The sequence below is a fragment of the uncultured Nitrospira sp. genome, assembly GCA_902500695.1.
Classification (GTDB): domain Bacteria; phylum Nitrospirota; class Nitrospiria; order Nitrospirales; family UBA8639; genus Nitrospira_E.
Map to the genome: position 1 here is coordinate 1 of CABVRQ010000012.1, position 21,178 is coordinate 21,178.

At 47.8% G+C, this 21,178-nt stretch carries 17 protein-coding genes and 1 riboswitch; of the genes, 6 read left to right on the forward strand and 11 right to left on the reverse strand.

The features are described from left to right. Positions 1-203 precede the first annotated feature (203 nt). A complete protein-coding gene (gene bamD / locus AAH187_RS04755) occupies positions 204-1,097 on the reverse strand; it encodes an outer membrane protein assembly factor BamD (RefSeq protein WP_342347289.1) in 894 nt (297 codons plus the stop codon). A 395-nt stretch (positions 1,098-1,492) separates the two neighbouring features. On the opposite strand from bamD, the gene AAH187_RS04760 reads away from it, so the two are divergent. The 3 genes from AAH187_RS04760 (at position 1,493) to smc (ending at position 7,575) form a co-directional block, all read left to right on the forward strand. Further along, on the forward strand, positions 1,493-2,485 hold the full coding sequence (locus tag AAH187_RS04760) for a beta-ketoacyl-ACP synthase III (protein ID WP_342347290.1): 993 nt from the start codon (positions 1,493-1,495) through the stop codon (positions 2,483-2,485). A 150-nt stretch (positions 2,486-2,635) separates the two neighbouring features. After that, positions 2,636-3,574 carry a 4-hydroxy-3-methylbut-2-enyl diphosphate reductase gene (ispH, locus tag AAH187_RS04765; protein ID WP_342347291.1) on the forward strand — a complete coding sequence of 313 codons (939 nt, stop codon included), beginning with the start codon at positions 2,636-2,638 and terminating at the stop codon, positions 3,572-3,574. A 323-nt stretch (positions 3,575-3,897) separates the two neighbouring features. Continuing rightward, a complete protein-coding gene (gene smc, locus AAH187_RS04770) occupies positions 3,898-7,575 on the forward strand; it encodes a chromosome segregation protein SMC (RefSeq protein ID WP_342347292.1) in 3,678 nt (1,225 codons plus the stop codon). Positions 7,576-7,681: 106 nt separating this feature from the next. Here smc and AAH187_RS04775 read toward each other — a convergent pair whose 3' ends face one another. Continuing rightward, positions 7,682-8,029, reverse strand: a complete 348-nt coding sequence (locus tag AAH187_RS04775) for a 4Fe-4S dicluster domain-containing protein (RefSeq protein ID WP_342347293.1) — start codon at positions 8,027-8,029, stop codon at positions 7,682-7,684. A 537-nt stretch (positions 8,030-8,566) separates the two neighbouring features. On the opposite strand from AAH187_RS04775, the gene AAH187_RS04780 reads away from it, so the two are divergent. After that, on the forward strand, positions 8,567-9,490 hold the full coding sequence (locus tag AAH187_RS04780; protein ID WP_342347294.1) for a DMT family transporter: 924 nt from the start codon (positions 8,567-8,569) through the stop codon (positions 9,488-9,490). A 37-nt stretch (positions 9,491-9,527) separates the two neighbouring features. Further along, a complete protein-coding gene (locus tag AAH187_RS04785; RefSeq protein WP_342347295.1) occupies positions 9,528-9,920 on the forward strand; it encodes a nuclear transport factor 2 family protein in 393 nt (130 codons plus the stop codon). 154 nt (positions 9,921-10,074) lie between these two features. On the opposite strand, the gene AAH187_RS04790 is transcribed toward AAH187_RS04785, so the two are convergent. Next, positions 10,075-10,296: a hypothetical protein gene (locus AAH187_RS04790; RefSeq protein WP_342347296.1), complete on the reverse strand. Its 222-nt coding sequence runs from the start codon at positions 10,294-10,296 to the stop codon at positions 10,075-10,077. A 237-nt stretch (positions 10,297-10,533) separates the two neighbouring features. On the opposite strand from AAH187_RS04790, the gene AAH187_RS04795 reads away from it, so the two are divergent. Beyond that, a complete protein-coding gene (locus AAH187_RS04795; RefSeq protein WP_342347297.1) occupies positions 10,534-11,010 on the forward strand; it encodes a hypothetical protein in 477 nt (158 codons plus the stop codon). 48 nt (positions 11,011-11,058) lie between these two features. Here the strand turns inward: AAH187_RS04795 and AAH187_RS04800 are convergent, their stop codons facing one another. The 8 genes from AAH187_RS04800 to rffA all read right to left on the reverse strand — a co-directional run bounded on the left by AAH187_RS04800 (position 11,059) and on the right by rffA (position 19,842). Next, positions 11,059-12,153 carry an aminomethyltransferase family protein gene (locus tag AAH187_RS04800; protein WP_342347298.1) on the reverse strand — a complete coding sequence of 365 codons (1,095 nt, stop codon included), beginning with the start codon at positions 12,151-12,153 and terminating at the stop codon, positions 11,059-11,061. After that, on the reverse strand, positions 12,150-12,533 hold the full coding sequence (locus AAH187_RS04805) for a histidine kinase (protein WP_342347299.1): 384 nt from the start codon (positions 12,531-12,533) through the stop codon (positions 12,150-12,152). The genes AAH187_RS04800 and AAH187_RS04805 overlap by 4 nt, the downstream gene beginning before the upstream one ends. A 23-nt stretch (positions 12,534-12,556) precedes the next feature. After that, on the reverse strand, positions 12,557-13,021 hold the full coding sequence (locus tag AAH187_RS04810; RefSeq protein ID WP_342347300.1) for a tetratricopeptide repeat protein: 465 nt from the start codon (positions 13,019-13,021) through the stop codon (positions 12,557-12,559). Positions 13,022-13,125: 104 nt separating this feature from the next. Further along, positions 13,126-13,926 (reverse strand): sulfide-dependent adenosine diphosphate thiazole synthase, encoded by an 801-nt coding sequence (locus AAH187_RS04815; RefSeq protein ID WP_342347301.1) that lies wholly within the window; start codon positions 13,924-13,926, stop codon positions 13,126-13,128. A 119-nt stretch (positions 13,927-14,045) separates the two neighbouring features. Continuing rightward, positions 14,046-15,908, reverse strand: a complete 1,863-nt coding sequence (gene thiC / locus AAH187_RS04820) for a phosphomethylpyrimidine synthase ThiC (RefSeq protein ID WP_342347349.1) — start codon at positions 15,906-15,908, stop codon at positions 14,046-14,048. Positions 15,909-16,084: 176 nt separating this feature from the next. Beyond that, a riboswitch (TPP riboswitch) is annotated at positions 16,085-16,187 on the reverse strand. 106 nt (positions 16,188-16,293) lie between these two features. Beyond that, on the reverse strand, positions 16,294-17,508 hold the full coding sequence (locus AAH187_RS04825) for a glycosyltransferase family 4 protein (RefSeq protein WP_342347302.1): 1,215 nt from the start codon (positions 17,506-17,508) through the stop codon (positions 16,294-16,296). 322 nt (positions 17,509-17,830) lie between these two features. After that, positions 17,831-18,568, reverse strand: coding sequence for a GNAT family N-acetyltransferase (locus tag AAH187_RS04830; RefSeq protein WP_342347303.1), 738 nt, complete (start codon positions 18,566-18,568; stop codon positions 17,831-17,833). Between the two features lie 77 nt (positions 18,569-18,645). Beyond that, on the reverse strand, positions 18,646-19,842 hold the full coding sequence (gene rffA, locus AAH187_RS04835; RefSeq protein WP_342347304.1) for a dTDP-4-amino-4,6-dideoxygalactose transaminase: 1,197 nt from the start codon (positions 19,840-19,842) through the stop codon (positions 18,646-18,648). Between the last annotated feature and the right edge of the window lie 1,336 nt (positions 19,843-21,178).

Below are 21,178 nucleotides of genomic sequence, written 5' to 3' on the forward strand. Positions count from 1 at the left end.
TGAGAAGGCATCTCGAAAGCGGTCAGGAGCCTGCACATTGAAAATTCTTGGAACGTGATGTCCTTCGTTTAAATCGATTATAAGGATTAGGCCCAGCAGGCCAGATACTTACGGATGGCAAATTGCTGTTGGTTGGAGAATGGGGCCAACGAAGTCAAATGGCCTCTATAAGATTATTCGACGAGGTTCAGGTAGGTAGCGGGTTAACACCATTCGCCGGTTTTGCAGGATATGACATCACTCGATAATTGGGTGGGTGCGGTCGTGATCGTGGAGGATGGTGAGTCACACCAGGTACCAATTGTGCAGGCTCCGTCGGAGACGGTTGGCTCTGACGCAGTTGGGTCGCTCGGTGTGGCGGGTGTCAACGCAGGTGAAGGGGCGACGACTGAGGATAACAATGGAGATTCCGGGCTATGGGATACTGTCCTTACGAGGGCTTGATTCCTAGGTTTTTGTTCTATTGTTGAGGGTTTTGGAGCGTTTTCTTCCTCCATCGCGTGATCGGGGGGAAGGGAAGCCAGAAAAGTCGGATTCTTTTTTTGTAGCTTTGCCAAAAGTTTTTGCCCGTCTGAGTGATAGGGGTTGTTGGGATGTTCATTGACCAGGGCAAGTAACCATTCCTGTGACCATTCTTCGATGCCCAGGTCCTGGTAGGTTTTCGCCAGATGGAACATGGCATCCCCGGCAGTTTCTAATTCAGGAAACTCCTTGATAATTTTTTCGAATCGATGGGCCGCAGCGAGATAGGAACCCCGGCCGAGGTAGAATTCCCCAACCATCAAATGTCGTTGGGCTAATTGTTCTTTACAAATCAGAATGGTTTGCTTCGCTTCGGTTTCATAGCGGCTTGCCGGAAATTCTTGAAGAAGTTTGTCGAAGTTCTGAATGGATAGCTCCAGGGGCTCAGGGTCACGATCGACTGTCCGGTATTGTTTGAAATGGCTGACCCCAATTTTGTATTGGGCATAAGGTGCCAAGACGTGATTTCGGTGGAGGTCGAGAAAATGTTTGTATTCCACGATGGATTCCGCATAGGATTCTTTGTCAAAAAATGATTCGGCCCGTTTCATGATCACGTTCGGATCGTAATTCATTTCTACGGAATCACCAACGAAAATTTGTTCGTCCGTTGAAGACACTGCTTGTTTCGATGTGGTGTCAGTAGGTTTGGGTGTGGAGGAACATCCAGCGATTATGAAAAGAGCAGTGAAGAAGAGGATCAAAAGAGATCGGAAATTGACAGGAAATGTCACAGGTAAATCACTCCAGGCAGTAAATGATCATGAGCTGTGGTGAATGTCGATACAGAGAGTATGAAATAGCCTATAATCTATACAAGATTCGGACCAATAAAAGAAAGTCTTTAATATTGAGAATAGGTTAAATCTTTCACCGAAAATTGTCTCTTTTTTGCCACACTATGTGGTAGGCATAAACTAATTGCGACAGTCGGTAATTGTTGTGAATTCAACGAATAGGCCACGAGTATATGCATGGCAACCTCTCTAGAATTGTGGGAACCGGCTCCTTTCTCCCCGGTCGTCTGGTAGATAACCAGGAGGTGGCCGATCTGTTAGGGATTGAGCCTTCGTATATTTTTCGAGTGTCAGGTATCCGGAACAGATTCTGGGCTGGTCCACATGAGGAATGCTCTTTCTTGGCAGAGCAGGCTACTCGAAGGGCATTGGATCAGGCCGGGTTGGTCCCGGAGGATCTTGACGCCATTCTTGTCTCCTCCACCTCTCCAGAGATGATGTTCCCCTCCACGGCCTGCTTGCTTCAAGCTCGGTTGGGGATCAAGGGTATCCCGGCATTTGATCTCTCAGCCTCTTGCTCGGGGTTTCTCTATGGCCTCTCCATGGCGGATTGTTTCATTCGGGCCGGGAAGTTTCGGAGATGTCTCGTCGTGGCTTCGGAAATCAAGTCCCGGTCCTTGGATGTCAAAGATTTGAGTACAACCATTTTATTTGGTGATGGGGCCGGTGCGGCCATTGTCGAGAGATCATCAAACTCTGACCTGGGTGTCGTCAGCATTCGACTGCACGCCGACGGGGCATATCATGATCTGGTCAAAATTGCCGGAGGGGGTTCCCGTCAGCCTTTGTCTCAATCTGTCCTTGATTCCAATGAGCATACCTTGCGAATACGGGGTTCAAGGGTGTTTCGCCTCGCAATCAGGCGTCTAGGCCAAGCGGTCCGCGACCATTTGGAGCAGGAGAAATGGGATGCGTCGCAGCTCGATCAGGTCATTTTCCATCAAGCAAATGGACGTATGCTTGCCCAATTTTGTGAGAATATCGGGGTCCCTCATGAGCGATGCCTCACGATGATCGAGCAAGTCGGAAATACCTCCTCGGCTTCATTGCCGATGGCATTAGATCATGCGAATCGAGATCAGAGACTGAAGAAGGGCGATCGGGTCATGTTGGGGGCCTTTGGTGGAGGCCTCACGTGGGGCACAGCTTTGGTTCGGTGGGGATAGAATTGCCCTTTCGGTGTTGTTCCCTTGTTACCGGAGAAACCGGGTTGGGGATTGTGTTGACGATCTCTTGCAATTTAGCCTATCGTGCGCAAGCAAAAGGCATGAGTGGGATAGATAATGAAGATAGAAAATAATTAGAAGGAGGGTGCGTTGAAAATCTTCCTGGCCAATCCTAGAGGGTTCTGTGCGGGAGTGGATCGAGCGATTGAAATCGTCGATTTGTCCTTAAAGACCTATGGTGCACCAATTTATGTTCGGCATGAAATTGTACATAGCCGTCATGTGGTCGAGTCCCTTCGTGGAAAGGGTGCTATTTTTGTGGAAGAACTGAATGAGGTTCCTGATGGCGCCATCGTCATTTTCAGTGCACATGGTGTGGCAAAAGAGGTGTGGGAAGAATCTACGCGGCGAAATTTGAAAGTGATTGATGCCACATGTCCCCTGGTCATTAAGGTCCATAACGAAGTGAATCGGGATTATTCCAACGAATATGAGCTGATCCTGATTGGTCACGCGGGGCACCCTGAGGTTGTGGGAACCCTGGGACAGGTGCCTGATAAATTCCATTTAGTTTCCTCTGTTGAGGATGTGGACTCATTAGAAGTAGAAAATCCTCTTCACCTGTCGTATGTCACTCAAACCACGTTGAGCGTGGATGAATGTCGAGATATTGTTGCCGCCTTACATCGTCGGTTTCCCGGTATTAAGGGGCCACACCAGGAAGATATTTGTTATGCCACGCAAAACCGGCAAAATGCTGTCAAAGAGCTGTCCCGTTTTGTTGATGTCATTCTGGTAATCGGGTCTCCCAATAGCTCCAATTCGAACAGATTAAGAGAATTGGGCGAACGGTGTGGAATTCCTTCATATCTCATTGATTCTTATCAGGATATTCAGACCAAATGGTTGGAAGGCGTGAACGCCATCGGCATTGCGGCAGGGGCCTCGGCTCCAGAAGTATTAGTGGCTCAGGTCATTAAGTTTTTGAAGGATCAAGGAGCGACATCGGTAGAGGAGTTGACCGTGGTGGAAGAGAATGTTGAATTTCTTCTTCCCAAAGAATTACTGATGGCCAAAGGCCAGCGATAAGTTCCTTTGGATTTCCGCTTTCCGGGAGGAGCGCGAGCGTATATTTTCAGAATTTATCCTTCCTCATTATCTTTCCCAATATACTGAAACCGGTAGATCTGTTTGATTGGGGAATCCTCATGGCATAGGGGATTCTCCGTAAAAGGCTCCATAGTTTTATCCTGTTGACAGGAGCCTTGGTTTTGGCAATATGTCAAGATATTGAATAGGCTGATAGTCAGACCCACCGTATTTTGTGGAAAATTTTGATTTTTCTTTCTTCTTTATGGTACTGATTTGAGCCAAATTACTGCCCTGTCATCCACTCCATTCTGGGAGGGAATATGTATCTTCGTACTCTAGTCGTCAGTGGGTTTAAATCCTTTGCTGAGGCAAAAATAGATTTTCCGAATGGGATAACCGCTGTTGTCGGTCCCAACGGGACAGGTAAGAGTAATATCGTGGATGCCATTCTGTGGGCGATGGGTGAGCAAAGCGTGAAGAGTTTACGAAGTGAGCGCATGGAAGACGTGATTTTTAATGGGACTGAACAACGTAAACCCATGGGAATGGTCGAGGCTTCGCTCATTTTTTCCGAGGTGACGCCTCGTGAGTTGGAGCCTGTCTCTGCCCTTCTGGAAGGGCTTGACCAGGCAACGGACGTCATGATTACTCGTCGGCTTTACCGCGAGGGAGACAGTGAATATTATTTTAATAAGATTCCCTGCCGACTTAAGGATATTCGAGGATTTCTCTGGAATGCCCGGGCAGGAGCTCGAGGGCAGTCTGTGATTGAACAGGGCAATATTGAACAGTTGCTCAGTGCTTCCCCACAGGAACGGCGTGAGTTTATTGAGGGCACGGCAGGTATTATTCGATATAAGAAGCAAAAGGCCGAGGCATTACGGAAATTACAAAGTACAGAAAATAATCTTTTGCGGGTTCGGGATATTCTAGGAGAAGTTCGAGGTCAGCTTCGGACGCTCAATCGTCAGGCGAAACAGGCAGAGGAGTATCAGGCGTTTCTCCGTGAAGCTCGGGAGCTTGAGGTGCAGTTGTTGACCCATGACTTTCGCCGGTTTTTTCAAGACCAGTGTCAGTTTGAAAACGAGTTACACGAATCTGAAAACCAGGAGATTGCCTGCGTGGCTGAAGAGGCTAGGCTTGTGGCCGAGCACCAAGACGTGCAATTGGAGCTGACGTCTGCTAGCGAAACTCTTAAGGAAGCACAGGACCGATTTCGAGAGATTGAGCAACAAATGTCCCATGCGTTTACGGCGATTCAGATTGAACGCAACCGGCTTGATCAATATGAACAGCAACATGAGCAGGTCATGGAGGAGCGGGCTCGGCTGAATGGGGAGGGCCAGGATGCCACGGGTTCCTTGGAAGCTCTGAGAGAGCGTCTGGCCCAAATTCGGTGTGAGATGGAAATTCTTTCTGTCACTGTGAAAGAAGGAGAGGGGAGCATAGCCGATCTCGCTGTTCGCCGTCGAGACACTGCCGAGAAGGTCGACAAAGGGCGAGAAACCATTCTGGCCTTAGCTGTAGATAAAACGAATCAGGAAAACCGCCTGAGAAGTATTGCTGAAGGACAGAGTTCGATGGCCAGACGGATTGAACGTTTGGCAGTGGAATATGCTCAGTCGCAGACCGATCAAACCACACTCCAATCTGAAAGCGAAGCCCTTCGACAGGAATGCTCATCTCTCGAAGGTCAGCTTGATGAGCTTCGGAACAATCAGGACCGATTAGAGGTCAACCTGCAAAGTCAGCGAGAAACCAGGGAAGAGCTTGATGAAAAAATTCTCGACCACCAAACCCAAGCCGCTGGTGCCGAATCTGAATTACGTGCCATTCAAAGTGTCTTTCGGGAAGAAATAGGGTATGGCCATCATGGTGAGGGTGATGAAGCCTCAATTCGCGTCGCGTGTTCGTGCATTCAGGAGGCTTTGGCCGAACGGATGGAAGTGCCCGAGAATGTTGAAAAAGCCATAGAAGCGGTTCTGGGTGAGCGGTTGCAGGCGTGGATTGTCCAATCGTCACAAGAGGCCGAAATGTCCATTGGGCAATTCAAACAACATGAATGGGGAAAAGGCAGCTTTATTCCCTTGAATATTCCGCGACAAGGTCCAAAGGGGCCAGCCGAATGGTGGAGCGTCGTTCAGCACGACACGGAGGTGCTGGGCTTGGCTGTGGATTTCATTCAGGTTCCGGACGAGTTAAAGCCTGTCGTTGAGGCCTTGTTGGGGAATACGGTCATTGTCAAGTCATTGGCTGGAGCGTTGAATCTCATGACCTCACATTCCTGGTTCCAGGGGGACGGTCCGCTTTTAGTGGCTTTGGGCGGGGAACTTGTGTCTCCATCCGGGGTCATCAGTGGTGGGTCTGGTGGAGAAGCTGGTGGATTATTACGTCGTCGTCGAGAAATTCTCACATTGGAAGAAAAGTTGAATACGCTCACCGTGGGGTTGGAGGAAGCCAAAGCGAACCGGAAATCGCTTCTACAGGAAATTGAGGATGTGTCGCGACAACTTGAGGAAGCCACTTTGTCCATTCGCGAAATGGAATTTCAGATGTTGACCATTCAAAAAGAGGCTTCTTCAAAAGAGAAGGCTCTTCCCGATCTCGTTCGTCGGTTAGATGCACTTCAGCAGGATCGATTAGCGGAAGAGGAGGAATGGGGCCAGCTCCAAGTTGAAGAGGTAGAGGTTCGGACCCGGCTCGAGCATCTCAATCAGACACGGGCTCAAGAAGATGAGGCTCTTCGTCAACTGTTGGATGCTCTCAATACATTAGACCAAGAGCGACAAGACATGTTGCAAAGCCTCAATGACACTCGAATGAACTTTCAGTCTCTGAAGTCCCAATGGGATCATGAACAAGCTAATGTTGAACGGATTGAACGGGAAGAAGAGCATAGGAACACCCGTATTCGACAGATTGATGGACAATTGGAGCACCTCTTTCTCCAAAGTCGAAAAAGCCAGGAGGAACGACTCAGGAATGAGGGTTTGGTCGAAGAATTAGACATCCAGAAAGAGGCCATTGCCGGAACATTATTGGAGCTTGAGAACCGGCATGCAGAATGTATGGAGGGAGTGAAACGATTGGATGGTCTGATTGGTAAGGCTCGGGAAACACTGAGCCATATCTTCAAATCCCGAGTGCCAATTGAGGGGCGTTTGGCAGAGGTTCGGGCGAAGTTCCATGCTGTGCAAGAAACGCTGACCATGACTTATGAAATTTCGACGGATGACCTCAAGTATCCTCAGGATGCGGAACAGACCCCTGAAGTGTTGGAAGGGAGCGAACAGGCATCTGACGAGGAGAAAACCGGACAGTGGAGAGAGCAGTTGCAGGGTATCAGGAAAAAATTAGAGCGTATCGGTCCGATTAACCTGGCCGCTATTGAGGAACATGCTCAATTAGAAGAACGCTATCAATTTTTATTAGCGCAAGAAGAAGATTTAGCCGGTTCAATCCAATCGCTTCAAGAAATTATTCAGCGATTAAATCAGACAACCAATAAGCTATTTGTGGATACCTTTAAAGAACTGCAGGTGAAATTTAGTGAAGTCTTTTCAGCTTTGTTCGCTGGAGGACGTGCTGAGTTGATTCTAGTGGAAGAAACTCATGAAGGGCAGGAATCTGAAGCGCCAACTCTTGAGCCAGGTGTTGAAATTGTCGCCCAACCACCAGGGAAGCGCTTGAAAAACCTCAATATGCTCTCTGGGGGGGAAAAGACGATGACCGTGATGGCTCTCCTGTTTGCGAGCTTTCTGATTCGTCCTTCTCCATTTTGTGTATTGGATGAGGTGGATGCGCCATTAGATGAAACGAATGTGGTCCGGTTTGGTCAATTTTTGCGACAAATGGCGGACCGGTCTCAATTTATTGTGATCACACACAATAAACGCACCATGGAGACTGCTAACTCCCTATTTGGTGTGACGATGGAGGATCCTGGGGTTTCGAAGTTGATAGCTGTTCGGCTTCATGAATTAGAAGAGGTGAGCTGAAAATACACAGTGAGGGCCCCATCATTTTTGGGAAGTACCAAATAAAAAGCCCCTTCCGTGGAATGTCGGAAGGGGCTTTTTTGTCGAACCAGGTTTTTGTGTTTGGTTAATTTCTAACGCCGGCCCAAATTTTCGCCGGGTCGATTTCTTTGTCAGGATTCAGCTGTTTGGCCTTATCCAGTAGCGTATCAGTTGTCTCAGGGATTTCCGGATCAGGTATGCAGCAATCGTCCACAGGACAGACAGCCGCACATTGAGGCTCATCGAAATGACCGACGCACTCTGTGCAGCGCTCATAAGTAATCACGTATACCGTATCTCCATCACCCTGACCTTCACCGACCTTATTGCCCTTTTCTTCTGCGGCACTACGTGTCTCAAAAATTGCTTCGTTGGGACATTCGGGGAGACAGGCACCACAATTAATGCACTCTTCTGTGATTAGCAACGACATAATTCCTCCTTAGGGGACAGGTAAACCGTCATGTCAATTGTAGGAAGCCAACGCCTACGATTCTTAATGAAATTTCCCTTGGCATGAGGGCTCGCACGGTATCAACTCTTTGGCGATTTTAACGGTGTAAATTTATTTGCGTCAACCGGACAGAAGACCTATCTAATAAGCCATTCGGGCCTGCGGGAAAATTAGGTGAATTTAAAAAACATTTTAATGAATTTTGGGGGCCAATAACCATACATATTATGGACACATATATATATTTTAACGGAAGGCAGTAATTGTCTGACCTTGACGAACCTTTGGACGATTGTTATAGCAGCGATGGGTCATTCATAACGGACGAGAGAGGTTCTGTTGCATTTTTAGGAGTCGCGTTTGAGGTTTGAGTTGAGTAATGTGGAACAAAAGATTTCGTTTGTGTGGATGAACCCTTGGTAGGCTCATCTCAGGGTGTGTTCGAGATAGGGGTTCTTTTGCCTGACAGTCTTATTGGGGTTAGGCACCTTCCGTATTTTTCTTACCGGCCTCCCTATGAAAACAATTAGCTCCGGATCCTCAGTGTTTTCGGCCTATGCTGCCCTCACGACGGCCGCGATGGTCTGGGGAGGATCGGTGGTTGCTCAAAAAGTCGCTTTAGGACCATTCTCCCCAGTGGAAACATCCGTGTTTCGAGGAATAGGGGCCTTACTGATCCTCATCCCTCTTTGGCTGTGGAAAGAAGGGATCGTTTCTTTTTCAGGGGGGGATTGGCGAAACTTTTTTTTCCTAGGAATCGGGGTTCTTGGCAACCACTTGTTTGTTCTTTTTGGTCTGCAATTTATTGGGGCAGGGGCAGCGGGTATTATTATTGGTGCGAGCCCGGCAATTACCGCCTTTCTGTCCTCCTTAATCCTGAAGGATGTGCCTCTCCGGGTGATTTGGTTTGGTTGCCTTGTCTCGTTTTTTGGAGTGTTGAGTATTTCCGGGCGCGGGGCGGTGGATGGATTGGGTTCCAATCCATTACTCGGAGGAAGTCTGGTGGTGTGCGCGTTAATCAGTTGGGCCCTCTATACGATTGGCTGTCGCAAAACCATGGAACGGTTCTCTCCGCTGACCGTGACGTGGACAACTCTTTTGATTTCTTTGATCTTTGAAATCCCGTTGTTGGCCATGAATCACAAAGTTTTGGACGCCGGGTTGGCGACGGTTCCCGTCTCTGGTTGGCTGGCACTTCTGTATGTCATGGTATTTGCCACCGCGTTGGGTCAGCAGGCCTGGTTGTATGGCGTCAAAGGGATCGGCCCTTCCAGAGCAGGAATTTTTGGTAATCTTATTCCGGTTTCTGCCTTATTTTTTTCCCTGGTGATTTTGGGAGAACCGGTTGGCATGAGAGAAATAAGTGGGATAGGATTGATCTTGCTCGGGGTCTGGTTAGTTGATCGACAATCCTGTGCTGTATTAATGAAAGTCACATGATCTGGAAATAGGCGGAAACGAAGAAAGAGAGCGCACTATGCTGAAGGAACGGATTGAGGAAGTCACACAGATGAATGAGTTGTTTTACCGTGGTTTTGAACAGCTGGATGTTGCGCTGATGGATTCTATTTGGGCTCATCAGGAGTATGTGACCTGTATTCATCCAGGGTGGAGTATCCGAGTGGGGTGGCCGGCAGTTAGAGATTCCTGGGTGGTCATTTTCAATAATACGTTTTCGATGAAATTTGAATTGACTGAAGTCCAGGTCCAGGTTGCGGCCGATGTGGCCTGGGTTATTTGTACAGAAAACATCACCAGCCGGGTGGGAGAGAACGAACAGAATAGCCAGGTAGTGTCAACCAATATATTTGAGCGGATTGGAGACGAATGGAAGATCATCCATCATCACGGATCACCGCTCATGGAATAAGATCTGAGCGTCCCTTGGCTGTGGGTTACTTCTGAGGGGTTCCATTTGCTATTTATTAGAAGATTAGGGAATCTTTTTCATTTTGTAGTCAATCGGGAAGGTGCAAGGCCAGGATAATGGCCAAACAGGTGTGACATGGAAAATGGAGTTTTGATCAAGAGGAAGAGCTACTGAACGTTGATTTGGCCCATTCTTCAACAATCACGTCTCGTTCTTCCATGTTCATGGCGCTATATTTTTTAAACATACCCAGTCCGCCTTTTTTCCTGCGCCACGTGACAAAATGTAAAAAATGTTCCTTGCATAACGATTGGGTTCCGGCAGGGGCGTAGAGGGGTTCGGTGCATCCCCCAATCAGGCACATATCAGCATTCATATCATGGTCCTCCTTTTAAGTTCGCCTGGCAGTGTTCAACAGTCGAAGTATGCCCAACCGTGAGGGGAGAAGGCAATCAATTCACGCCGGGACGATGAAGAATTGTACGTGAATGCCGTTATGAGTAGATGGGGGTCTTCCCTTGCTTTCTCCGTCAAATGGCGGGTATCGTAGGCACCCAGTAAGCGAACCATTTGACATATATTGACAGTGTCGTTGAAGAAAGGAGCGTGTTCTGTGTTGACTGCTACAGATGTATTTGAACAAACGAGAGAGATGGCCTTGCGCGCCACGAATCAGGAAGAACGGGCTCTTCAGATCGATTATCCGGCGTTGGGCACGAAGATTGAGCAGGCGTTGACAGGCCGGAAAATTAACCTTCTGTATGTGAATGAATTTTTGCCGGAAGGGTATGAAGATCAAGGTCGTTTTAACGTTATGGTCATGACGGCTGGCAATGTTCTCTTTGACATGGTTATCGGGGATTCGTATTTTCGATACGACATTTTTTCCTGCTGTGATTTAGATAAGATCCAATTGATCGACGGGACATGGGATAACAAAGAAAAACGTACGGAAGAATCTTTTCTGAGTCTACGATTAATGCATGGGGATGAGGCACATATTCTTCTCGCGCTGAAAGACGAGCAACGTCCAGCCGTATTGTCTTTTGCCCAAAAGATCTCTCACGGCCGACACCCAGAAAAAGTCTGATGGCTTTTCTCAGGGGTCAGAAGAATTGGTCCGGAGTTTCGTAACCGGTTAAATGGGGGTAAATGGCAAGGCACAGACAGAGGCCGGAAAGCGTTGGTCCCGGATCTCGATTTCCAGTTTTGTCTGGGGTTGGGTGAAATCTCGTAGGGGAAATCCCAGTGCAATGGGTTTTTTGATAAGAGGGGAGTGGGTGGAGCTTGATACCCATCCCACTTCCCGCGTTCCACTAAAAAGTTTCGCCCCGGCCTCCGGTAGTTGTGGGGGTTCTACTTCAAGAACTAATCCGACCATTCGCCTTTTGACCGATCCATACGTATCCATTCTGGCGACGACTTCCTGCCCGGGATAGCATCCCTTCGATAAGCTAAAGGCTATTCCCTCCAGATTCGCTTCTGGCGGAACGATTTTTTCATTCAAGTCTGGCCCAAGGCGAGACAATCCCCCTTCAATCCTGGCGGTCTCGAGTGCCTCCCTTCCAATCGGCTGAAGGCCGGCCTCTTTCCCTATCGTTAAGAGATGAGACCATAGTGCAGGAAGGCCTTCGACCTGGACAAATAATTCAAAGTCTTGACCACCCGTTTCTTCCGTTCGAGCGATAACGCCTTGTATGTCACCAAATGTGAATGCGATGGTATCTAAAACCTGAAGGGAATTTACTTCTACACCGAGGGCTTGTTTGAGAATATCAGGACCATTCGGCCCGGTAACCAGGAGGAGTCCCCAACTCTCCAGACCATTGTGGAGTTTGGCTTTTGTCCCATAGAGCAGAAATTTTCGAAGGGCTTGAAAGGTCAGGTCACCCACCTCTCCGACATCCTCAATGATCAGGGTCTCCGGTTGCAGAAATACTCGAAAATAGGACAGCATTTTTCCTTTATGATTCATGAAGGCCGAGTACCGCCCCTGACCGGGCTTAAGAGGAAGAATATCGTTACTGATGATGCTTTGGAGCCAGGAGACTCGGTCATCACCCGTAACCATGATTTTCCCTCGTAAGGATAGGTCGGCGAGGCCCGCTTTCTGATGAATGGACTCATACTCTAAAAGAGGGTTGCCGTAATGAAGGGGGACTTCCCATTCGCCACAAGGTTGAAACGTGGCGCCTAGGGTTTCATGCTGCTTATGAAGGGCAAGGGTCTTCATGATGTAGCTGCCGCAGTGATTTCCTCAAACAGCGCGAGTGTCCGCGCAGAAAACTCATTCCGCGAGACAATTTTTTGAATTCCAAGGTCTTTCGCCAGTTTCCATGTTTGAACTTCTTCATGATTGGCAAAGGCCAGAATGGGCAATGACTGTGTTTGAGGAAGTGTGCGTAGAGATTTCACAATGTCGGAAGCATTGAGCCGGTCATCATTCATGTTAATGATAATGCCCATCGGTTGGCTGGCAAGGGCTTTCGTTTGCCAGTCGTCTCCGGTGCGGAGACGTTCCAGTTTATAGCCTTGCGGTAAAAAGGCATCGCGTATTTTGGTGTAGAAGAAGATATCACTAACCGCCACAAGAATCGTTTTGGTGTCTGGCATGTGGTAAGGCCTTTACATAAGTTCTAGTTCATAAGAGTCAGAATGCGCATGAGCGCTTGTTTTGCTGTCTTGTATTCAGGATTAAGAGCCAGAGATTTTTTGTAGGAATCGACGGCCTGGTCCCATTCTCCTTGTCGTTCATACACACGGCCGAGATTCATGTGAGGGAAAGAGGGGTTTTCATATCGTTTGGCTTTCATCGCTTTTTCAAGCCAGGGAATAGCCTCTTCCAGCTGGTTGAGCTCAATCAGGTAAGCCCCGATATCGTTATAGGGATTTCCGAATTCAGGATCCTGGCGAATAGCCACTTGGCACTCCTCAATGGCTTCCTGCAATTGTCCCATGAAACTATAGGCCCATCCTAAAAACGTGTGTGCTTCTGCGGTCGGGAAAATGTCGATGGATTGTTTGTAGAGATCCACCGCTTCTTCCAGTTGGCCTTTCATTTGGAGTTCATAGGCCTGCTGGAAAAGGTTCCAAGCTGTCACCTTATCTTCTTCGTGGCCCTCACCTTGGTCGAGAAAATCTTGAATATCCATAGGAAATTGTGTTGCGAACAGTCCTTTTGGTATCTCTCAGGAAAAAGAGGTGATTACTCACCTTTGAGCTTGAGTTGAACTAACTCAGCTGCACGTCGGCCTGAAAGCAACATCGACCCAAACGCCGGTCCCATACGTGGACTGCCATCAACTGCAGCAACGGCCAAACCAGTGACAAAGCAATTTGGATAGATTTCACGGGTATTTTCTACCACTAATGCTTCAGAACGCGCCACCCACATAGCCCCGTTTCCAGGCACCTTCTGATATAAGTTGCGTTGGTGGAGGAGATTCACCACGACGGCATCATGACCGGTGGCATCAACCACAATTTGACTTTCAAGGGCAATGGGATCGACGTGAATAGTGTCATGTCCGGCCATTTCCACAGTGGAATTATTGACCACAACACCCTCGATTCGCTGATCTTGCCGAAGAATGAGATCGACGACTTTGGTGAGATTCATAATCTTCACGCCGGCTTCGTAGGCAGCGGAAATGAGCCGGCTGGTCACATGAGGCGGATCAACCATGGTCATTCCCGGGCAGTCTTTAATCGGTTTAAATGGAATGCCCAATTCTTCAAGAATCCGATCAGCTGGTTCGCAAATCGTGGCTTTATTCATGAGAAATCCACCAGACCAAAAGCCGCCACCAAGAGCCAGTGATTGTTCGATGAGCAGCGTCCGGAACCCGGTCGCGGCAAGATCTCGGGCGCAGAGGAGTCCGGACGGACCTCCTCCGACGATGATGATATCGCTTTCAATCAGTGAATCGAATTCTTTGTAATACTCCCGGGCAATGTGACGGGTGATGTCCCGTTCTCGTAAAGGAGCGATGTTGATAGGATTCATAGGGGAGCTCCAGATAATATTTCGTTTTTATGGAACATAAAGGCCAATCATGTTTGGTCTTTGCCTCTTACCAAAACCCTGTTGGTCACCTGCTGTTTCCGCCATTGACGTTTACCGCTTTACAGATATAAGTCTCCACCGGTTTTCCGGAACTCTTCTGATTTTTCCTGCATGCCTTGTTTCAGTGCGGCATCCTCTGCCAATTGTTTTTCCGCAGCATACTCTCGCACGTCCTGGGTAATTTTCATGGAACAAAAATGCGGGCCACACATGGAGCAAAAATGGGCTAGCTTCGCTCCTTGCGCGGGGAGTGTGGCATCATGGAAATCCTTCGCCGTTTCCGGGTCAAGGGATAAATTGAATTGATCCTGCCATCGAAATTCAAACCGTGCCTGAGATAGAGCATTGTCCCGGTGTTGGGCTCCTGGGTGGCCTTTGGCCAAATCTGCCGCATGTGCGGCGATTTTGTAAGCCATGACTCCGGCCTTCACGTCTTCTTTGTCCGGTAGGCCCAAATGTTCCTTGGGCGTGACGTAACACAGCATGGCGCATCCATACCAGCCGATCATTGCCGCGCCGATCGCCGAGGTGATGTGGTCGTAGCCTGGCGCGATATCCGTGGTGAGGGGTCCCAGGGTATAAAAAGGGGCTTCGTCACAGGCTGCAAGCTGCTTGTCCATGTTTTCTTTAATGAGTTGCATGGGAACGTGTCCCGGACCTTCAATCATGACTTGGACGTCATGTTTCCAGGCGATTTTGGTGAGTTCCCCCAGAGTTTCCAGTTCGGCAAATTGAGCCGCGTCGTTGGCGTCGGCCAGGGAACCAGGGCGCAGTCCGTCGCCTAAACTGAAGGACACATCGTAGCTTTTCATAATCTCGCAGATTTCTTCAAAATGCGTATAGGTGAAGTTTTCCTGATGGTGAGCGAGGCACCATTTGGCATGGATAGATCCGCCGCGTGAGACGATGCCGGTCATGCGAGAGGCCGTCAGTGGCACATAGGCCAGGCGAACACCGGCGTGAATGGTGAAGTAATCCACGCCTTGTTCGGCTTGTTCCACTAGAGTATCTCGAAAGATTTCCCAGGTAAGTTCCTCAGGCTTTCCTCCCACTTTTTCTAATGCCTGGTAGATGGGAACGGTCCCTATGGGTACTGGAGAATTTCGAATAATCCACTCACGAGTTTCGTGGATGTTTTTCCCTGTGGAGAGGTCCATGACGGTGTCGCCACCCCAGCGGATGGACCAAATCAATTTTTCAACTTCTTCTTCAATAGAGGAGGTCACGGCAGAATTGCCAATGTTGGCGTTGATTTTTACTAGAAAATTGCGCCCGATGATCATCGGCTCAATTTCCGGATGATTGATATTGGCAGGAATAATGGCCCGTCCTCGAGCAATTTCATCACGAACAAACTCCGGGGTGATGTAGGAGGGAGTGGAAGCGCCCCAGTTCTGGCCAGGATGTTGAGTCACCCCATAAGCTTGTCCAGTCGCGTGTTGGGCGGATGGGTGCTCCTCACGGGCTTGATTCTCCCGGATGGCAATATATTCCATTTCCGGTGTGACGATTCCCTTTCGAGCATAATGCAATTGGGTGACATTTTGACCTGATTTTGCCCGAAGGGGTGGGCGTTGCAAATGGAACCGGATGGCCTGTAAGGCGGGATCGTTGGCCCGCGTTCGTCCATACTGTGAACTAACCTCTTTTAAAGGTTCTACGTCTTGCCGTTCCGCAATCCAATCCTTTCTGAGGGGATGGAGCCCTTTGCGCACATCAATGTGGAGAGAAGGATCCGTATAAGGTCCTGAGGTATCATAGACGATGACAGACGGGTTCTGAACTTTAGTGTGGTCTTGAGGATTATGACTTGGGGTTTGATGAATCTCGCGCATTGGAACTCGTACATCCGGCCTCGAGCCGGTTCGATATATTTTTTGTGAGCCCGGAAATGGCTGAATGGATAAGGAAGAAAGAGGAATACGGGGCTCTTCCGAAACGACGTGTAATGATGTTGTTGAAGGGCTAGATGTCGTGGCTTGGGGTGGTGTCATGCAAACCCTCTCTTTCTGGGGGTTAGGAAATTGGTCCAGGGAGCTTGCTCAAAATACAAAAGCCGCCCCTTTTTTTTGCTAAAGAGTGCGGCTGCGTGTGCGGGCTTTCGTGGCTCCTGCTTCCCTACGCTGGTATTATCCAGGTCAGGTCGTGAGGGTCGTCCCCGTTTTTGGGACTCTCAGCTTGTCGCACCCCTAGCAAGTCCATGGTAAGTCTCGTTCTGTTTGTTTGTCAAACAGTATCACAGGCTCCATTTTTGTAGTTTGTTAAAGGTTCGTTGGTAAAAGCCATTCCCTTAAGGTAGTGTGAATGTCAATTTCCATCCCTAAGTTTCTTATACACTGCGGTTATATCCTCGATTCCCAATCGTATGTCCAAATTAGCCTGACAAAACTCTAGGCCACGACCACCAAGTTCCCTTCCGTGGTCAGGCAGTGTCAGGATCTGAGCGATCCCCGCTGATAAACCAGCAACACTTTTATTGGGTACCAAAATTCCATGACCAACCTTTTTTAAAAGATCGGTTTCACAGCCCGTATCAAATCCTACGATAGGTATCCCCATAGCCATGGCTTTATAGGTTGAAAGATTAGTTTCCTCAAAAATCATGGTACGAAGATACACGGTGGCGGCTGCGTAATAGGGTAGGAGTTCCTCCTGATAGCCAACGAGGTGTACATGGTCATAAATACCTAATTTTTTTGCCCGGTCCTCTAATTCTGATAGTTGATTTCCATTACCAACCAAAAGCCAATGAAGCTTAGGAAATAGTCGTAAAAGGTCCGGAAGGGCTTCCAACGCATATGCGTGTCCTTTGGATGAGTCAAGGCGCCCGACAGAAAGAGCAATTAACGCATCCGACGGCAAATGATATTGTTCTCTAATTGACTTATGGAATTGTTGCCGCTTATGCAGAATCCTGTTGATTTCTTCAAGATCAAGAAGCCCGCGAAGAGGAATGATTTTGGAATCGGGAATGCCTACTGAAAGCAACTCATCCCGGCAGCGGGAGGCAGCAGTGAAGAAACAATCGAATGAGGTATGAAATTTGGCGAGAAGTTTTGGCACCCATGCTTTTCCATCATCTACCATTTGGGAAAAGAGGGATGGAACCAGATGAACCACCGGGCGCCGCAATATTATTTTTAAAGGCAGACCAAGGGTTAAGACATAATTCGTATGTATATTGATAATATCCGGTCGAAACCAGATTAAGGCTTTACCCACATGCCACAACGCGGACATGTAACGTACAAGAAACCATGTCATATCCCAACGATCTAATATTTTCAGTATACGCCGTTTCGGAACTTGGCCATAGGTACCTTTCTCTTGCAGAAGATCTGCATAGATCCATTTCCCTTTGTTGGGTGAAAAGGTTACGACTAAGTGCTTGACCTTATCCGATGGGGTTAAGCGCACAATATCCCAGAGCAATTTTGTTGTGCCATAACCGGTGATTCTATCAATCAGATGGAGTACCCGTATCGGCGCATTATCCTTGATCCCTTCGTTCGCTTTTCTCATACCAGACAGCTTATTTACTTCTGAATAGGTCTCGTTGCTATGAACGCTTTCCAAAATGGCATATATCCTTAGCCGGAGATGTTCAATCGGAGAGGAGCTCAATGGACATGAGGTGCAGCCAGTATTCGATGAGGTTTAATTCGAACTTTGAGTTGACGCAAAATCCTATGCCTTTTTCCAACTGTGCGTTTCGGGTCGGCAATAGGAACAGTGCTACTTGTTTAAGCTCTATTGTTTTGGTCTAAGTGGTGTGCTCATTGAACACCTCCATTCTCAAAGATATACGCCTTTTTCGAATTGTCCATTCCAGGGAAGACCCTATCTACTGTTGGACCCAAAAATGATAATAATGCTGAAGAGATGCCGGTAGGTACGCAGACCTTTCATAAAATTTACAGGCTTGCACATTGTCTTTCTGGGTAATCACCTCGGAATTATGTATACCATTGGATAACAGCCATTCATGTAGCCTCTTAATTAACAATGAGCCGATTCCTTGACCTTGGACTTTTTTTTGAACTCCCATCAAGCCAATTTTCCCCATACCATTTTTTGCAGACCCAGTTACCATCCCTAGATATTCCTCTCTGTTTGAGGCATCCGGCACGATAAACACCACATCGGCAATTTCACGTAAAGTGCTTCGATTGATCCAAATATGGTACATTCTTGCAAATTTTTCTCTCGAAATACATGGATCTTTGTGAAACCTAGAATGGCCACCTGCGATCAACGCAAGAGTCAATAACTGCTGATTGGCCGGCAATGGAGGGTAGTCAATTACTTTAAAAGTATTGCTCGGCTTCTTCATCACGCCGAAGGTGAATTCCGAGCTCAGCTTCCGCTGATAAGTAACCTTTCTACCTACAAGGGAACCTGAGAAATTTCGAAGGATTGGCAAAGGAACAATTCGCTCTGGCGAGGTGGCCCAGTATATCAGGTGATAGCCTTTTTCCTTGGCAAGAGACAGAATTCCCCCCAGTTCAGAGTCAGTTAATTCTGGAGTAATAATCTGCCCAACGGGAATCTCAAAATGTTGAGAATCCCAGGGTAGGGGCATGAGAAACGTGAAAATATTATCCTTGATTTTCTTTTCTCACTTCGTGCAACTGGTTTACTGCTGAACTCTGCCCGATCTTATTGGACGAACCTGAGCGCAGGAGGTTCTTCTCGTTTTAACTTTATTATTCCTTTCACGGTTTCTATCCCTTCGGTGATACATTGTACGACGTATTCCTGCTCCTCTTCTGTCATTTCGTAAAAGAATGGTAAGCGCAGAAGTCGACCGCTCAATTGCTCCGTGATCGGAAAATCGCCATCGGCATATCCAAACTTTTTCCCCATGGGGGAACTGTGGAGTGGAATAAAATGAAAAACCGCCAAAATATTCTGGCGTTTCAAGTGCGCCATCAGGGCATCTCTGGTTTCCATATCTGGAAGAAGAATATAAAACATATGATAGTTGCTCTTGCAATCTTCGGGTTTGTTCGGGAGCTTCAGTAGGCCTTGAACTTCAAGGGGTCTCAAGAGTGTCCGGTACTGTTTATAAATAGCCTTTCTGCGCTCCGCAATTGGGTCTAACATCTCCAATTGGGCGTAGAGGAATGCGCAGGCGATTTCACTTGGCACATAAGAAGATCCAATATCGACCCAAGTGTACTTATCAACTTCCCCGCGAAAAAATTCGCTTCGGTTGGTCCCCTTATCTCGAATGATCTCCGCCCGTTTGATCATTACGGGATCGTTGATACAAAGTGCCCCCCCCTCACCACAAATATAATTTTTGGTCTCATGGAAACTATAGGTGCCGAGATGCCCAATGGTTCCGAGTGCCCGGTTGTTATAATACGCTCCCACTCCTTGCGCGGCATCTTCTATGACCAGTAGGTCATGCGTTTTTGCAATCGCCATAATGCGATCCATTTCGCATCCAATCCCCGCATAATGGACAGGCAAAATGACTTTTGTATTTCGGGTAATTGCTTCCTCTATCCGGTTCTCATCCAGATTCAGCGTGTCCGGTCTGATATCCACAAACACCGGCTTGGCACCCAACCGAACAATCGCATTGGCAGTCGAGACGAAAGTATAGGAGGGGAGAATGACCTCATCACCGGGCCCCAGCTTACAAAGCATTGCGGCCATTTCCAGCGCTGCCGTGCAGGATGGTGTCATGAGCACTTTGTGAATGCCGAACTGTTTTTCAAACAGTTCAGAACATTTTTTAGTGAAATACCCATCACCAGCCAGATTGCCAAATGTCACCGCCTGCGCAATATAATAAAGTTCTTTTCCGGCAATGAACGGTTTATTAAAGGGTATGAGCTTTTCCATCTTTGTCTCTCCATTAGTTGGAAAATGGCTTTTAATCCATCCACGGCTAAGATCTCTTGACTGAGTTGAGAATTTCGTGTCTCACACGGTTCTGAAAATACTGGGCGTAATCACTCTTGAAGGGTGCTGCTCCCAATTCGTTGTTGAACTATGGCTCTATGCCGGGGCACCTCTTCGAAGCACCCAAAACACATACTTGCCGGAATTGCATGATTTCGACAAAGTTTGGTTGCCTTTACGGGGAATTTTGGGCACCCTATCAAGTCAGACTAACCCACGACCAAGCATTTCTGCGTAGAGTTGTCGCCGGTCTAAGTAGTTGGTTCACAGCAGGGATATCTAATCTCTTTCGGCTGAAGACTATAGACCCTCGCGAATCCTAGCTACCTGATTATCGAAAGGGTATAAATCTGTAATTGTTTAATGGAAACGGGGCGGTGAAGGTTTTCTTCCGGGGGAAATATGCATCCCTGGGCATTTGATTTTAACATCCACTTAGGAATGTAATGGTGCCATGTTCCTCCGGAACAACGTGGTCCAACTTTTCCTGAAGATCTTAGGCAAGTTACCCGTTCTCCTCAAAAAAAGCATAGGTACTTGGTCATTGTCTAAAAAATCGGCCACGGGGGAGGAAGGAGCACGCTTTAGTCTTGAAGTTTACCTGAAAGGCATACTAATGGGAATTCCCAATTTTTCTCCATCACCTAGCAATACCTTAAGGCTTTCAATTTTGAGAAGATTCGAGATCCCCAGAAAATTGTTGATTTCGGCCTGTATCAGCTTCGATAGAGGCAATTAGATTATTGTCCGATCCAGGCTTGCAGGGGTTTCTCCCTCAACGATGGAGAAATACTTTTGGGTTTCCAAATCCACCGAATAACGCCAAGCTTAAAAAAAGTAGGCAATGCCATGAAGAAGCAGAGCACTGGAAGTGTGAGTGGTAAGCGCATCGAGACATTTTTGAGCCGTGGAGTAGGTGGTGTTTCAGAATTTTATTAACGGGGCCTTGTTAATGAAAAAAATGACGGAAATCTTAGGCTGTAGAAGTAAGTCAGGTGGAAAGATGCCCGATATAAACAAAAGGCCAATAGGTTGATCTTAAGTTTGGCATCATCCTTGTGTCGAGGCTGTGCGGGTGGGAGAATGTCACGAACGCTTTGTCATTCGGCTACTCCGGCTATTTTAGCTAAAAGACTAAGGCTGGAGGATAACAGATTCTCTTGGACTTCTCCCTCATCGGTGAGTCCATGGGGATTTTGAACTTGGTTGTCTATTAGTTCGAGTCCCCTACGCTCTCTTTATGCATCATTGCACGGGTAGCATAGAGTGACAGAAG

Bases quoted from the DNA above. Each gene is read 5' to 3' on its own strand.
- AAH187_RS04780 (WP_342347294.1), top strand. From the start codon at position 8,567: ATGAAAACAATTAGCTCCGGATCCTCAGTGTTTTCGGCCTATGCTGCC.
- smc (WP_342347292.1), top strand. From the start codon at position 3,898: ATGTATCTTCGTACTCTAGTCGTCAGTGGGTTTAAATCCTTTGCTGAG.
- AAH187_RS04825 (WP_342347302.1), bottom strand. From the start codon at position 17,508: ATGAGAAAAGCGAACGAAGGGATCAAGGATAATGCGCCGATACGGGTA.
- AAH187_RS04790 (WP_342347296.1), bottom strand. From the start codon at position 10,296: ATGAATGCTGATATGTGCCTGATTGGGGGATGCACCGAACCCCTCTAC.
- rffA (WP_342347304.1), bottom strand. From the start codon at position 19,842: ATGGAAAAGCTCATACCCTTTAATAAACCGTTCATTGCCGGAAAAGAA.
- AAH187_RS04830 (WP_342347303.1), bottom strand. From the start codon at position 18,568: ATGCCCCTACCCTGGGATTCTCAACATTTTGAGATTCCCGTTGGGCAG.
- AAH187_RS04805 (WP_342347299.1), bottom strand. From the start codon at position 12,533: ATGCCAGACACCAAAACGATTCTTGTGGCGGTTAGTGATATCTTCTTC.
- AAH187_RS04775 (WP_342347293.1), bottom strand. From the start codon at position 8,029: ATGTCGTTGCTAATCACAGAAGAGTGCATTAATTGTGGTGCCTGTCTC.
- AAH187_RS04760 (WP_342347290.1), top strand. From the start codon at position 1,493: ATGCATGGCAACCTCTCTAGAATTGTGGGAACCGGCTCCTTTCTCCCC.
- AAH187_RS04800 (WP_342347298.1), bottom strand. From the start codon at position 12,153: ATGAAGACCCTTGCCCTTCATAAGCAGCATGAAACCCTAGGCGCCACG.
- AAH187_RS04785 (WP_342347295.1), top strand. From the start codon at position 9,528: ATGCTGAAGGAACGGATTGAGGAAGTCACACAGATGAATGAGTTGTTT.
- AAH187_RS04815 (WP_342347301.1), bottom strand. From the start codon at position 13,926: ATGAATCCTATCAACATCGCTCCTTTACGAGAACGGGACATCACCCGT.
- bamD (WP_342347289.1), bottom strand. From the start codon at position 1,097: ATGAATTACGATCCGAACGTGATCATGAAACGGGCCGAATCATTTTTT.